The following is a 12,454-nucleotide window of genomic DNA, read 5'->3' as shown; positions in this document are numbered from 1 at the left end:
GGCCCGCCCGGGGGCGCGGGTGGGGGCGCTCATGCCGCTTCCTGTTCGGTGAGCTGGGACAGGACGATCTCCCGGTAGGTCTCGTTGTCGCGCATCAGTTCCGGGTGGGTGCCGACGCCGACGAGTTCGCCCGCGTCGAGCACGAGGATGCGGTCGGCGTCGCGGATGGTGCTGACCCGCTGGGCGACGATGACGACGGTCGCGTCGGCGGTGTCGCGGCGCAGCGCGGCGCGGACTTCGGCGTCGGTGGCGTAGTCGAGCGCGGAGAACGAGTCGTCGAACAGGTAGATCTCGGGACGCCGCACCAGGGCCCGGGCGATCGCGAGCCGCTGCCGCTGGCCGCCGGAGACGTTGCCGCCGCCCTGGGACAGCTCGGCGTCGAGGCCGCCGGGCAGCTCGCGCACGAAGTCGGCGGCCGCGGCGACCTCCAGCGCGTGCCACAGCTCCTCGTCGGTGGCGTCCGGGTCGCCGTGGCGCAGGTTGCTCGCGATGGTGCCGGAGAACAGGTAGGGCCGTTGCGGCACGTAGGAAACGGTGTGGGTCAGCAGGTCCGGGTCGATCTCCCGCACGTCCACCCCGTCGATGCGGATGGCGCCGCCGGTGGCGTCGGACAGCCGCGGGATCAGGTTGATCAGCGTGCTCTTGCCGCTGCCGGTGCTGCCGATGATCGCGGTGGTCTCGCCCGGCCCTGCTTCGAAGGTGATGCCCTGCAGCACCGGCCGTTCCGCGCCCGGGTAGCGGAAGCCGACGTCGCGCAGCTCCAGCTCGCCGTGCCCGGTGAGCTCGCGGACGGGCCGCTCCGGCAGGCGCACGGTGGTCTCGGTGCCGAGGACTTCCTGGATGCGTTCGGCGCACACCTCGGCGCGCGGGATCATCATGAACATGAACGTCGCCATCATCACCGACATGAGGATCTGCATCAGGTAGGCCAGAAACGCCACCAGCGCCCCGACCTGCATGCTGCCGTCGTCGATGCGGCCGGCGCCGAACCAGGTGACCGCGACGCTGGAGACGTTCACCACGACCAGCACGGTCGGGAACATCAGCGCCATCAGGTTCCCGACGCGCAGGGCGCTGCCGGTGAGCTCGGCGTTCGCGGCGCCGAAGCGGCGCTGCTCGTGCACGTCCTTGCCGAACGCGCGGATCACCTGCAGGCCGTTGATCTGCTCGCGCAGCACGCGGTTGACGGTGTCGATGCGCTGCTGCATCTCGCGGAACACCGGGCGCAGCCGGGATACCAGCACGCCGATGAACGCGCCGAGCACCGGCACGATCACCAGCAGCAGCCCGGACAGCGCCACGTCCTGGTTGAGCGCCAGCAGGATCCCGCCCACGCACATGATCGGCGCGGTGATCATCATCGCGCAGGTCATCAGCACCAGCATCTGGATCTGCTGCACGTCGTTGGTGGTGCGGGTGATCAGCGACGGGGCGCCGAACCGGCCCACCTCGCGACCGGAGAAGGACTGCACGCGGTCGAACACGGAGGCCCGCAGGTCCCCGCCCAGCGACATCGCGATGCGCGCGGCGAACCCGACCGCGGCGATCGAGCAGACCAGTTGCAGCAGCGACACCGCGAGCATCACGGCGCCCACGCGGAGGATGTAGCCCTCGTCGCCGGTGAGCACCCCGCGGTCGATGATGTCGGCGTTCAGCGTCGGCAGGTAGAGGGTGGCGACCGTCTGGACCAGCTGGAGCAGCACCAGCAGGACGATCGACGACCGGTAGGGCCTCAGGTGGGCCCGCAGCAATCGGAGCAGCACGCGATCTCTCAACGGTTCGGGGAGGTCGCCGCGATCGGCGGCGGACCACCGACCAGCTTAAACCGCGACCACGACAGGACCGGGCACGCGGGCGGCCCTGATCGCTCCCGGTGGCGCTCGCACCACGCGCCGTACCGGTCGGCGCCGGATTCGCCCGCTCGGTGCGGAAATCGCGGCTTCCGCCGCCGCGGCCGGGTCCGGCTCGTCCGGTGCCGCGGGCGGACCGCCTCAGATCACCGTGCCGACGTCGTGGGCGACGAGTTCGTCGGTGGCGCGTTCGGCGACGGCGGCGATGGTCATGGACGGGTTGCAGGCCGCGCTGGTGCCGGGCAGCAGCGCGCCGTCGAGCACGTACAACCCGCGCTTGCCGAGCACCCGCCCGGCCAGGTCGCAGACCGAGCCCATCGACGCGCCGCCCAGCGGGTGCCAGGTGTTCGGCACCAGCGAGGTGGTGTCCAGCCGCACCGCGCCGTCCCCGGCGATGCGGGCGACCCGCTCGTCGACGTGCCGGGCCAGCTCGGCGTCGCCGTCGTGCGGCCAGTGCAGCACCGCGTCGTCGCTGTGCGCGTCGTAGACGAACTCGCCGCGGCCCTCGCTGACCCCGTAGCCGACGAGCATCGTGGTGCGCAGGTCCGCGATCGGCGGGATCGACGCCTGGATGACCGTGTTGGCCCGCGCCGGGTCGTCCCACTCCAGGCTGCCGTAGACGACGGGACCGCCCTGGGGCGAGCCGAAGTCCTCGGCGAAGCTGGTCCAGGTGTAGATGCGGTCCCCGTTGGAACCCCAGCCGGAGCCGAGACCGTCGGGCAGGTCGCGGATCTGCCCCTTGGCGGCGGCCCGCATCAGCAGCTTGGTGGTGTTCGCGGTGCCCGCCGCCATCACCAGCGCCCCGGCCGTGATGAGCTTCTGCTCCAGCACGGTGCCGTCGGTGGCGATGCGGTCCACGTGCACCTGCCAGCGCCCGTCGGGGGCCTGCGCCACGTCGGTGACGTGGTGCTGGGGTGCGACGGTGACCCGTCCGGTGGCTTCGGCGGCGGCGAGGTAGGTGACGTCGACGGAGTGCTTGCCGCCGTTGTTCACGCCGAACGCGCAGTCCCCGTTGGTGTAGGACGGCTTGAGCTCGCCGGTCAGCTCGCGCAGCGCGTAGTCCCAGTCGATCGGCATCGGGATCTTCGACAGCGGGTACCCGGCGCGCTCGACGCCGCGGGCGAACGCGCGGGACGGCTCGTAGGTCGCGCTGGCGATCAGCTCGTCCGGCGCGGTCGCCAGGCGCAGCATCGACGCCACCCGCGGGTAGTGCTCCCGCGCCATCCGCCGGTAGTCGAGCTGCTCGGGCAGCGTCGCGTTGAACACGTCCTCGTCCGGTTGCAGCGTCATGCCCTGGTAGACCAGCGAGCCGCCGCCGACCCCCGCGGCGCACATGATGTCCATGCCGCGGCCGGGGACCTGCTCGATCAGCCCGGTGAAGCGGTCGAACGGGGCGAGCTCCAGGCCGAACAGCGACGGCGTGGACCCCAGCCAGGAGATGCGCGAATCCGGCCGCGTGATGCTCGGGAAGGTGTCCGCGTTCGGCCCGGTGGGCCAGCGGACGCCGCGTTCCAGCACCAGCACCGGCACCCCGGCCTGGGCGAGGCGCAGCGCGGTGACCCCGCCGCCGAACCCGGAGCCGATGACGACGACCCGGTGTTCCTCGCGGGTCAGCCGCACCCGGTTCGACGCGGCGGCGCTCGGCGCGCCGAGCGCGGTGAGACCGGTGGCGACGGCGGCGCCTTTGAGGACGGAACGTCGGCTCAGTTCGGGCATGCGGACTCCTGTGCGGTGGGGGACTCGGCGCGTCATCGCTGATCACGGGCGCGGGTGGCTCGGAAGCGTAGGGAACCGAACCGAGAGCGGAAACCGGTCGACGTTCTCACTACGCACGGGTAGCATCACGCGTCGTGCGCGAACGGCGAGCGTTGCTGACCCCGCAGCGCACCGACGCCCGCCGCAACCGCGAGATCATCCTGCGGGCGGCGGACGAGGCGTTCGCCGAAGGCTCCGAACCGGTGCAGATCGAGGAGATCGCGCGCCGCGCCGGGCTCGGCCGCGCCACCGTCTACCGCCACTTCTCCGATCGGCACGCGCTGGCCACCACCGTCGCGGCGAACCGCATCGACGCCCTCGCGCGCCTCGTCGACGGCGCCGAACGCGAGCACCGGCCGTTCCGCGAGCTGCTGCACGTCGTGCTGTCCGACCTGGTGGTGCGGCGGCCGCTGGTCAACCTCATCCGGCAGCTGCCCGAGCAGGAGCAGCAGCGCTTCGCCGACGCCCTGGTCACCGTGCTCACCCCTGCCTTCCACCGCGCGCAGGCCGCGGCCGAAGTGCGCACCGACCTCGACCCGGCCGACCTCGTGCTCGTGCTGGAGATGGTCGAAGGGGCGCTCGCCTCGAAGCTGCCGCGCGCCGACGACGCGGTGCGCAAGCTGATCGCCGTCACCCTCGACGGGCTCTGCCCGCGCCCCGGCTGAACCGCGTCCGCGCACCGCACGGGCCGCCGGGACGCGTTCAAGCGCGGCTGCTGCCAGCCTGGGCGGCATGGTTCGGATCGGATACACGTTGATGACCGAGCAGTCCGGCCCGCGCGCGCTGGTGCGCCACGCCCCGCTCGCCGAGGACGCCGGTTTCGACTTCGCGGTGATGAGCGACCACTACTCGCCCTGGCTGGACGCCCAAGCGCACTCGCCGTACGCGTGGAGCGTGCTCGGCGCGGTCACCCAGGTGACCGAGCGGCTGGAGCTGATGACCTACGTGACCGCGCCGATCCTGCGCTACCACCCGGCGATCGTGGCGCAGAAGGCCGCGACGATCGGGTTGCTCTCGCAGGACCGGTTCACGCTCGGACTCGGCGCCGGGGAGAACCTCAACGAGCACGTCGTGGGCCGCGGCTGGCCGTCGGTCGGCGTCCGGCACGAGATGCTCGTCGAGGCCGTCGAGATCATCCGCGCGCTCTCCGGCGGCGACCGGGTCGACTACGCGGGCGAGCACTTCCGCGTCGACGCCGGGAAGTTGTGGGACGTGCCTGCGCGGCCGGTGCCGATCGGCATCGCCGTGTCCGGGCCGGGATCCACCTCCCGGTTCGCGCCGCTGGCCGAGGCGATGATCGCGACCGATCCCAGCGAGGCGCTGTGCCGCGGCTGGGACTCCGCAGGTGGCGGCGACCGGAAGGTCGGCCAGCTGCCGGTGTCCTGGGGCACCGACCGGGACGCGGCGATCGAGCGGGCGCACGAGCAGTTCCGGTGGTTCGCCGGCGGCTGGCGGGTCAACGCGGACCTGCCCGGACCGGCCGGGTTCGCCGCGGCGACCGGGTTCGTGCGGCCCGAGGACGTGGCCGAGAACATCCCGTGCGGCCCGGACGTCGAGCCGATCGTGGACGCGGTCTCGTCGTTCCGGGACGCCGGGTTCACCGACGTCGCCCTCGTGCAGGTCGGCGGGGACGAGCACCAGGACGGGTTCTTCGAGTTCTCCCGGCGCGAACTGCTGCCCCGGCTCCGCAGCCTCGTGGGCTGAACCGCGCCGGCCCGCCGGGGGCCGGTCAGCGGCGGACGGTGGGGAGCTGGACGGTGGCGTCGTCGACGGCGGGGAGCTGGACGGTGCGGTCGTCGTCCGCGACGGGCGCGGGACGTCCGGCGCGCGCCCGGTCCTCGCCGCGGACGCCGTCGAAGTCGTCGAACTCGTCGAAGTGCTCGTGCTCGTCCCGGTCGTCGTAGTCCGCGAAGTCGTCCCAGCCATCGTCCCCGGCACCGAGCACCAGTTCGCCCGCGGACGTCTCGCGGAGCCGCCCCACCAGCGGGGTGATCCGCTCCGCCAGCATCGGCAGCAGCGCCGCCACGGCGCCGCCCAGCAGCAGGCCCACCAACACGTCGTGCGGGTAGTGCACGCCGACGAACACCCGGGACAGCCCGGTCAGCAGCCCGACGACGACCGCCGCCCAGCCCCAGCTCCGGCGCGCGCAGAACAGGCCGATCGCGGCGGCCGCGGCGATCGTGGAGTGGTTGCTGGGGAACGACCAGTCGCCCAGCTCCGGGCAGGCCGCGATGGACTGCGCGTGCGCGACCGCGCGGCACGGCCGGTCCTCCTGGATGAAGGACTTGACGACCTCGCTGACCAGGTAGGCGAGCGCGGTGCCCAGCGGCGGCAGCACGGCGCGGGCCATCACGTGGTCCTCGTCGTTGCGCGCCTGGACGAACAGCACGGCGAAGGCCGCGAGGAAGCCGATGATCGCGGCCTCGGTGAAGAACTCGGCGAACGCCTGCAGCCACTCGGGGCTCGCCGCGCCCGCGCCCGCGATGCCCCGGTACAGGTCGGAGCTCAGGCCGGGCACGTACGGGTTCGGCTCGGCGGCCAACGACGGCTGAACGGCAGGTGTCGACATTCCCAACATCATATGAAGATCCGCCGTGGGCCCGGTACCGGCTCCGGTGGAACCCGGACACCTGCACCGATGCCCCGAACGGCCCCGCGGACGCTCGTTCGGCGGCGCACGACGGCGAAATCCGGCACGCGATAGCAGACGGGGGCACTCCGCGCAAGACCTCGGTCACCCGCCCGGAGCAGTGCTCGATCACATTTCCGAAGTTGATCATGGCCGAACCGGCCAACTGTACTCAATGTGATCAACATTCGCTACGGTGGCCCGCGTGCGCCGTGGTGCTGCCGCACGCAGCACCACGAGCCGGCTGGCAAGGCCGAGGTACCCGCGGTGGCGCGGGATGGGTGAGGACGGCGATGCAACAAACGACAGGGTGGATACTCGGCGGCCTGGTGGTCCTGGTGGTGCTGCTGGGAGCCGCGGTGGCGTTGTTGAGCGCTCGGTTGCGCCAACAGCACAAGGAGATCGAGCAGCTCTCGGCGCTCGAACCGCTCCCGGCACCGGAACCCGCGCAGGCCCCACCTGCCGCGGCCGTGGAACCGCCCACCGCCCCCGCACTGGAACCGCTGCCCGTCCAACCGGACGAGCAGTTCCGCCGCGAGATCGTGCAGGGCGCGCAGGAAGCGCTCGGCGGCACGATGCGGCGCATCCTCGCGCTGACCAACAACGCGGCCGGGCGGCTGCACGACATGCAGCGCACGCACGGCTCGGACGTGCTGGAGGACCTGCTGCCGATCGACCACCTGCTGGCGCAGGCGCAGCGGCGCGCCCAGCTGGTGACCGTGCTGTGCGGATCCCCGCCCGGCCAGCAGCGCAGCCCGCAGCTGATGTCCCGGCTCGTCGGCGCCGCCCAGTCCCGCATCCACGACTACGAGCGGGTTCGGCTGTCCACCCGGGACACCACCACCGCGGTGCTGGGGCGCGTGGTGGAACCGCTCAGCGCCGCGCTGGCCGAACTGCTGGACAACGCGACCCGCTCCTCCCCGCCGACCGCGCCGGTGGACGTGCTGATCACCGCCGAGTACCACGGCGTCTCGCTGGAGATCCACGACGGCGGGGTCGGCATGCCGCCGGACTCGCTGAACCAGGCCAACGCGCTGCTGTCCCGCGGCGACTCGGAGATCGAGCTGACCGAGCTGGGCAACCCGCCGCGCACCGGGCTCGCCGGGTGCAGCGTGCTGGCCGCGAACTACGGGTTCACGGTGCGCCTCGACGCCGCCTCCAGCCGCGGCGGGCTGCGCGCGGTGCTGCTGGTGCCGCACCACCTGCTGACCACGCTGGAGCAGCAGCCGGTGCTCTCCGCCGGGCAGGACGAACCCGGGATCCGGCCGAGCGCCCCGGAGCCGGCGGCGGTACCGGTCGCCGCCGGACCGGACGCGCCGCGGCACCGCCAGGCCGAACCGGCCACGACCACCGCCGCCGGACTGCCCAAGCGCCCCCGCCGCACCATGACCCGCTCCGGCGACCTGTCCGCGCCGGAGGGCGCCTCGGTGCAGCCCATCGCCGACGGGGCGCAGCGGCGCACCACCGACGCGGCCCAGGGCCTGCGCGGGCTCCAGCGCGCCACCCGCACCACCGACGACGACGCGGAGACCGCGCCCGACCACGACGGGGACGACCCGTTGGACACGTCCACTTCCAGAAGGGATGCACGAGCATGACCGAGACGGCCCCGACGGCGCCGAAACCCGACCGGAGCTGGGTGCTCGACGACCTCGTCGAGCACTCCGGCATCCGGGCGGCCATCGCGGTGTCCGGCGACGGGATGCTCCTGGTCAAGAACACCGGCCTCGACCAGGCCGACGCCGAGCGCTGGGCGGCGGTCAGCTCGCCGCTGCAAGCCTGCGCCCGGCACGGGATGGAACCGCTGGGCTACCCCACCGGCGGTTTCGAGCAGGTGCTGGTGCAGCACGCGCAGGGCTACCAGCTGCTGCAACCGTTCGGCGAGGAGTCCTACCTCGTGCTGGTGACCGACGCCGACACCGACCTCGGCGTGGTGTCGACCGAGATGCAGATGACCGCCAAGCGGCTCGGGCAGGAGATGGGCACGGCTGCGCGCACCGCCGCCAGGCGGAGTTCGTGACCCCCGGACCGCACCGCCGGGAATCGGAGCTGGTGCGCTCCTACGTGCTCACCCGGGGCCGGGCCCGGGCGGAGCAACCGGTGGAACCGGCCGCCCTGGTGCGGGCGGCCGCCACCGGCGGGGTGCCCGAGCTCGATCCGGACCGCCGCCGGATCGTGCAGGTCGCCCAGGGCGGTGCGCTCGCGGTCGCCGAGATCGCCGCGCACACCGAGCTGCCGCTGACGGTGGCGCTGGTGGTGGTGTCCGACCTGATCGACGAGGGCTACCTGACGCCCGCCTCGGCGAACCGCCCGGCGTCGGTGCCCAGCACGGATCTGCTGCAGGAGGTGCTCGATGGACTCCGCCGCCTGGACACCTCCGCCTGAGTCGGCCTACGTCGCGGAGACGGTACGGCGGTCGGCCAAGATCCTCGTGGTCGGCCCGGCCGGGGTCGGCAAGACCACGTTCGTCGACACCATGTCGGAGATCGTGCCGCTGCACACCGAGGAATCGCTGACCTCGGCCAGCGAGGCGGTCGACGACGTGCACCTCACCCCGGCGAAGACGACGACCACCGTGGCGCTGGACTTCGGCCGCCGCACCCTCAACGACCAGCTGGTGCTGTACCTGTTCGGCACGCCGGGCCAGCAGCGGTTCACCTACCTCTGGCGGACGCTGGCGAACGGCGCGCTGGGCGCGCTGGTGCTGGCGGACACCCGGCGGCTGGCGGACTCGTTCGACGTGATGGACCGGGTGGAGGAGCTCGGCGTGCCCTACGCGATCGCGGTGAACGCCTTCGACTCGGCACCGCTGCACTCGGTGGCGGACCTGCGCGAAGCGCTCGACCCGCAGCCGGACACGCCGGTCGCGGTGTGCGACGCGCGGGACGTCGGCTCCTGCACCCGGGTGCTGATCGACCTGGTCGAGCACGTGCTGCTGGCCTCGACCTCCGGCAGGCACGCCGCCGACCCGACGGTGCGCTCGTGACCGCACTCCCCCAGCCCCCGACGACCTCCCCGACGACGGAGCGACCATGACGGCCCTGCCCGGCCCCGACCTGCAAGACCGCATCCCGCTGCACGGCGACGAGTTCACCGCGCACCCGGACCAGGTGTACGCGCGGCTGCGCTCCCGCGGCCCGATCGTGCCGGTGACGCTGGCCCCGGACGTGCCCGCGATGCTGGTGGTGGACTACGAGACTGCGCTGCAGGTGCTGCGCAGCCCGCACGTGTTCGTCAAGGACTCCCGCCGCTGGCAGGACACCGCTCCGCCGGACACCCCGGTGCTGCCGATGATGTCGTGGCGGCCGAACACGCTGTTCGCCGACGGGGAGCGGCACGCGCGGCTGCGCCCGCCGGTGGAGAACAGCCTCACCGCGGTGAAACCGGCCCAGCTGCGGCGCTTCGTGCAGTCCAGCGCCATCCGGCTGATCGGCGGGTTCACCGGCCGCGGCCACGCCGACCTGCTCGGCGAGTACGCGGCGCAGCTGCCGATGCTGGTGCTGCAGCAGATGTTCGGCTGCCCCGCCGAGATCGCGCAGGCCATGGTCGCCGCGATCGCCGCGCTCTGGGACGGCACCGACCCGCAGCTGGCGAACCGGTACCTGGAGGAGAGCGTCAACGACCTCGTCCGGTACAAGCGCGCGAACCCCGGCGACGACGTGACGACCCGGATGATCGAGCACCCGCACGGCCTCGACGACGACGAGCTGCAGCACCAGCTGATCATCACGATGGGCGCGGGCGCGGAACCGCTGGGCAACTGGATCGCGAACGCGCTGTACCTGCTGCTGACCGAGCACCGGGTGGCCGACGCGGTGGCCACCGGCAGCGTCGCGCTGGACGAAGCGCTCGACGACGTGCTGTGGCGGTTCACCCCGCTGGCGAACTACGCGATCACCTACCCGCGGCACCCGGTGTACCTGGGGCGCGTGCTGCTGCCCGCCGACGAGCCGGTGGTGATCTCGATGGCCGCGATCAACACCGACCCGTCGCTGCACCCGTCGGGGCAGATCCCGGCGGGCAACCGGGCGCACCTCGCGTTCAGCGCGGGCGCGCACACCTGCCCCGCGAGCAGGCCCGCGCGCTTGATCGCGACCGTGGCGCTGGAGACCCTTTTGGACTACGTTCCCGAAGTCGAGCTGGATGATCAGCAACCGCTGCGGTGGCGCCCCGGCCCCTTCCACCGGGCGCTGACGGCCCTGCCGGTGCGCTTCCCAGCCGTGTCCTCGCTCGCCGACCCCACCACAGGAGGATCAGGATGCCCGCATCGCAGTGCCCGGTAGCCGCTCTCGACCCGGCCGGTGCCGACGTGCACGGGGAAGCCGACCGGCTGCGCGCGCACGGCTCGGCCGCGCTGGTGGCGCTGCCCGGGGACGTCCCGGCGTGGGTGATCACCGACCACGGCGAGCTGCGCGGGCTGCTGTCCGATCCACGGGTGTCGAAGGACCCGCGGCAGCACTGGCCCGCGTGGATCCGCGGCGAGATCCCGGCGGACTGGCCGCTGATCTCCTGGGTCGGCGTGGACAACATGTTCACCGCGTTCGGCTCGGAGCACACCCGGCTGCGCGGCCTCGTGTCGAAGGCGTTCACGCCGCGCCGGGTGCAGGCGCTGCGCCCCCGCATCGAGCAGATCACCGCCGAGCTGCTGGACGGGCTGGCCGCGGAGACCGGCGAGGTGGACCTGCGCACCGGCTTCACCTACCCGCTGCCGATCGCGGTCATCACCGACCTGTTCGGGGTGCCCGCCGAGATGCGCGGGACGCTGCGCCACATCGTCGACGAGGTGTTCCGCACCTCCGCCACCCCGGAGGAGACGGCGGCGACGGCGCAGGAGATGGGCCGCTTCCTCACCGACCTCATCGAGTCGAAGCGGCAGCACCCCGGCGACGACCTCACCAGCGGGCTGCTCGCGGCCCGCGACGAGGAGCAGAACCGGCTCAGCGAACGGGAACTCGCCGACACGCTGATCCTCATGATCGGCGCGGGGCACGAGACCACGGTGAACCTGCTCGGCCAGGCCGTGGTCACGCTGACCACGCATCCCGAGCAGCGCGCCGCGTTGCGCGCAGGCGACATCGGCTGGGACGACGTGATCGAGGAGACGCTGCGCTGGCAGCCGGCGCTGGCGAACGTGCCGCTGCGGTTCGCCACCACCGACATCGAGCTCGCCGACGGCACCGTCATCGCCGAGGGCGACGCGATCCTGGCCTCCTACGCCGCGGCGAACCGGGACCCCGGCCACTACGACGCACCGGCGGTGTTCGACGCCCGGCGCGGGGCGCGGGACCACCTGGCGTTCGGCTTCGGCCCGCACTTCTGCCTCGGCGCGGCGCTGGCGCGGCTGGAGGCGCAGATCGCGCTGCCCGCCCTGTTCGACCGGTTCCCCGACCTCGCCCTCGCGGTGGGCTCCGACGCGCTGGAACCGTCCGAGTCGTTCATCTCCAACGGCCCGAAGGCGCTGCCGGTGCGGCTCGCGGGCTGAGCCCGGCCTGCGCGGTCCGTCCGCTTCCGGCGGGAAATGCGGCTCCGGGCACCGGTTTCGGCGGACGCCTCGGCAGCGCCCGTCCTACTACCCTGGACGCCACGACGATGAGGAACGGTGGCGATGACACGCACTCTGGTGGTGTGCAGGCACGCGAAGTCGGCGTGGCCGGACGACGTCGAGGACTTCGAACGCCCGCTCACGGAACGTGGCGAACGGGACGCGCCGGAGGCGGGGAGGTGGCTGGCCGAGCGGGTGCCCGACATCGGCTTCGCGCTCTGCTCCCCCGCCAAGCGGGCTCGGCGCACCTGGCAGCTGATCTCGGCCGTGACCGGCAAGGTCGAGACCCGGCACGACAAGCGCCTCTACGGCGCCACGGCCGGTGAGCTGATCGCGGTGCTCAACGACGTGCCCGAGGAGGCCGCGACCGCGGTGCTGGTCGGCCACAACCCCGGGCTGGAGGACCTGGTCGCGGTGCTGACCGGCGTGCCGCACCAGCTGGCGACGACGGAGCTGGCGGTGCTCACCGGCACCGGTTCCTGGTCCCAGGTCGAACCGGGCTGGGCCACCCTCCAGGACTCGGCGAAGCCTCGGGGGTGAGGCTCTCGGGTCGTTCTGCTCTCGGGTCGTTCTGCTCTCGGGTCGTTCTGCTCTCGGGGTGGGGTGGCGGAACCTCAGCGCCCTCCTCGCTGCGGGATCGTTTTCACCGGTGGCTCCGCCACAGGAGAAAACGCTGTC

12 protein-coding genes are annotated in these 12,454 nt (G+C 72.8%); 9 read left to right on the top strand and 3 right to left on the bottom strand.

Annotation, left to right across the window (positions count from 1 at the left end):
* Window positions 1–29: 29 nt before the first annotated feature.
* Both LCD33_RS27095 and LCD33_RS27090 read right to left on the bottom strand, forming a co-directional pair.
* Complete coding sequence (locus LCD33_RS27095) at window positions 30–1,763, bottom strand: ABC transporter ATP-binding protein (RefSeq protein ID WP_224978425.1); 1,734 nt, start codon at window positions 1,761–1,763, stop codon at window positions 30–32.
* 228 nt (window positions 1,764–1,991) lie between these two features.
* Window positions 1,992–3,566: a GMC oxidoreductase gene (locus LCD33_RS27090; RefSeq protein ID WP_224968652.1), complete on the bottom strand. Its 1,575-nt coding sequence runs from the start codon at window positions 3,564–3,566 to the stop codon at window positions 1,992–1,994.
* Window positions 3,567–3,700: 134 nt separating this feature from the next.
* Here LCD33_RS27090 and LCD33_RS27085 point away from each other — a divergent pair, with 134 nt between their 5' ends.
* Together LCD33_RS27085 and LCD33_RS27080 are read left to right on the top strand one after the other, a co-directional pair.
* The gene (locus tag LCD33_RS27085; protein ID WP_224961191.1) at window positions 3,701–4,270 is read left to right on the top strand and encodes a TetR/AcrR family transcriptional regulator; all 570 of its coding nucleotides are present in this window, start codon (window positions 3,701–3,703) and stop codon (window positions 4,268–4,270) included.
* A 67-nt stretch (window positions 4,271–4,337) separates the two neighbouring features.
* Window positions 4,338–5,309, top strand: coding sequence for a TIGR03557 family F420-dependent LLM class oxidoreductase (locus LCD33_RS27080; protein WP_224961193.1), 972 nt, complete (start codon window positions 4,338–4,340; stop codon window positions 5,307–5,309).
* A gap of 25 nt (window positions 5,310–5,334) precedes the next feature.
* Here the strand turns inward: LCD33_RS27080 and LCD33_RS27075 are convergent, their stop codons facing one another.
* Complete coding sequence (locus tag LCD33_RS27075; protein WP_224961195.1) at window positions 5,335–6,174, bottom strand: phosphatase PAP2 family protein; 840 nt, start codon at window positions 6,172–6,174, stop codon at window positions 5,335–5,337.
* 353 nt (window positions 6,175–6,527) lie between these two features.
* On the opposite strand from LCD33_RS27075, the gene LCD33_RS27070 reads away from it, so the two are divergent.
* The 7 genes from LCD33_RS27070 (at window position 6,528) to LCD33_RS27040 (ending at window position 12,316) form a co-directional block, all read left to right on the top strand.
* Window positions 6,528–7,832, top strand: a complete 1,305-nt coding sequence (locus LCD33_RS27070) for an ATP-binding protein (protein WP_224968650.1) — start codon at window positions 6,528–6,530, stop codon at window positions 7,830–7,832.
* Window positions 7,829–8,254, top strand: coding sequence for a roadblock/LC7 domain-containing protein (locus tag LCD33_RS27065; protein ID WP_224961199.1), 426 nt, complete (start codon window positions 7,829–7,831; stop codon window positions 8,252–8,254). The genes LCD33_RS27070 and LCD33_RS27065 overlap by 4 nt, the downstream gene beginning before the upstream one ends.
* Window positions 8,251–8,619, top strand: coding sequence for a DUF742 domain-containing protein (locus tag LCD33_RS27060; protein WP_224961201.1), 369 nt, complete (start codon window positions 8,251–8,253; stop codon window positions 8,617–8,619). The genes LCD33_RS27065 and LCD33_RS27060 overlap by 4 nt, the downstream gene beginning before the upstream one ends.
* Window positions 8,588–9,220: an ATP/GTP-binding protein gene (locus LCD33_RS27055; RefSeq protein ID WP_224968646.1), complete on the top strand. Its 633-nt coding sequence runs from the start codon at window positions 8,588–8,590 to the stop codon at window positions 9,218–9,220. Before LCD33_RS27060 ends, LCD33_RS27055 begins: the two co-directional genes overlap by 32 nt.
* A 46-nt stretch (window positions 9,221–9,266) precedes the next feature.
* Window positions 9,267–10,517, top strand: coding sequence for a cytochrome P450 (locus tag LCD33_RS27050; protein ID WP_224961205.1), 1,251 nt, complete (start codon window positions 9,267–9,269; stop codon window positions 10,515–10,517).
* Window positions 10,493–11,716 (top strand): cytochrome P450, encoded by a 1,224-nt coding sequence (locus LCD33_RS27045; protein WP_224978424.1) that lies wholly within the window; start codon window positions 10,493–10,495, stop codon window positions 11,714–11,716. Before LCD33_RS27050 ends, LCD33_RS27045 begins: the two co-directional genes overlap by 25 nt.
* Before the next feature lie 123 nt (window positions 11,717–11,839).
* Complete coding sequence (locus LCD33_RS27040; RefSeq protein ID WP_224968640.1) at window positions 11,840–12,316, top strand: histidine phosphatase family protein; 477 nt, start codon at window positions 11,840–11,842, stop codon at window positions 12,314–12,316.
* Window positions 12,317–12,454 lie beyond the last annotated feature (138 nt).

It is taken from the genome of Saccharopolyspora sp. 7B, from assembly GCF_020177435.1.
GTDB lineage: Bacteria > Actinomycetota > Actinomycetes > Mycobacteriales > Pseudonocardiaceae > Saccharopolyspora_C > Saccharopolyspora_C gregorii.
This window is presented reverse-complemented; position numbering and strand designations above follow the sequence as displayed.

Coding starts and splice junctions, on each gene's coding strand:
- LCD33_RS27090 (WP_224968652.1), bottom strand. CDS start 3,566: ATGCCCGAACTGAGCCGACGTTCCGTCCTCAAAGGCGCCGCCGTCGCC.
- LCD33_RS27080 (WP_224961193.1), top strand. CDS start 4,338: ATGGTTCGGATCGGATACACGTTGATGACCGAGCAGTCCGGCCCGCGC.
- LCD33_RS27075 (WP_224961195.1), bottom strand. CDS start 6,174: ATGTCGACACCTGCCGTTCAGCCGTCGTTGGCCGCCGAGCCGAACCCG.
- LCD33_RS27070 (WP_224968650.1), top strand. CDS start 6,528: ATGCAACAAACGACAGGGTGGATACTCGGCGGCCTGGTGGTCCTGGTG.
- LCD33_RS27065 (WP_224961199.1), top strand. CDS start 7,829: ATGACCGAGACGGCCCCGACGGCGCCGAAACCCGACCGGAGCTGGGTG.
- LCD33_RS27055 (WP_224968646.1), top strand. CDS start 8,588: ATGGACTCCGCCGCCTGGACACCTCCGCCTGAGTCGGCCTACGTCGCG.
- LCD33_RS27050 (WP_224961205.1), top strand. CDS start 9,267: ATGACGGCCCTGCCCGGCCCCGACCTGCAAGACCGCATCCCGCTGCAC.
- LCD33_RS27045 (WP_224978424.1), top strand. CDS start 10,493: ATGCCCGCATCGCAGTGCCCGGTAGCCGCTCTCGACCCGGCCGGTGCC.
- LCD33_RS27040 (WP_224968640.1), top strand. CDS start 11,840: ATGACACGCACTCTGGTGGTGTGCAGGCACGCGAAGTCGGCGTGGCCG.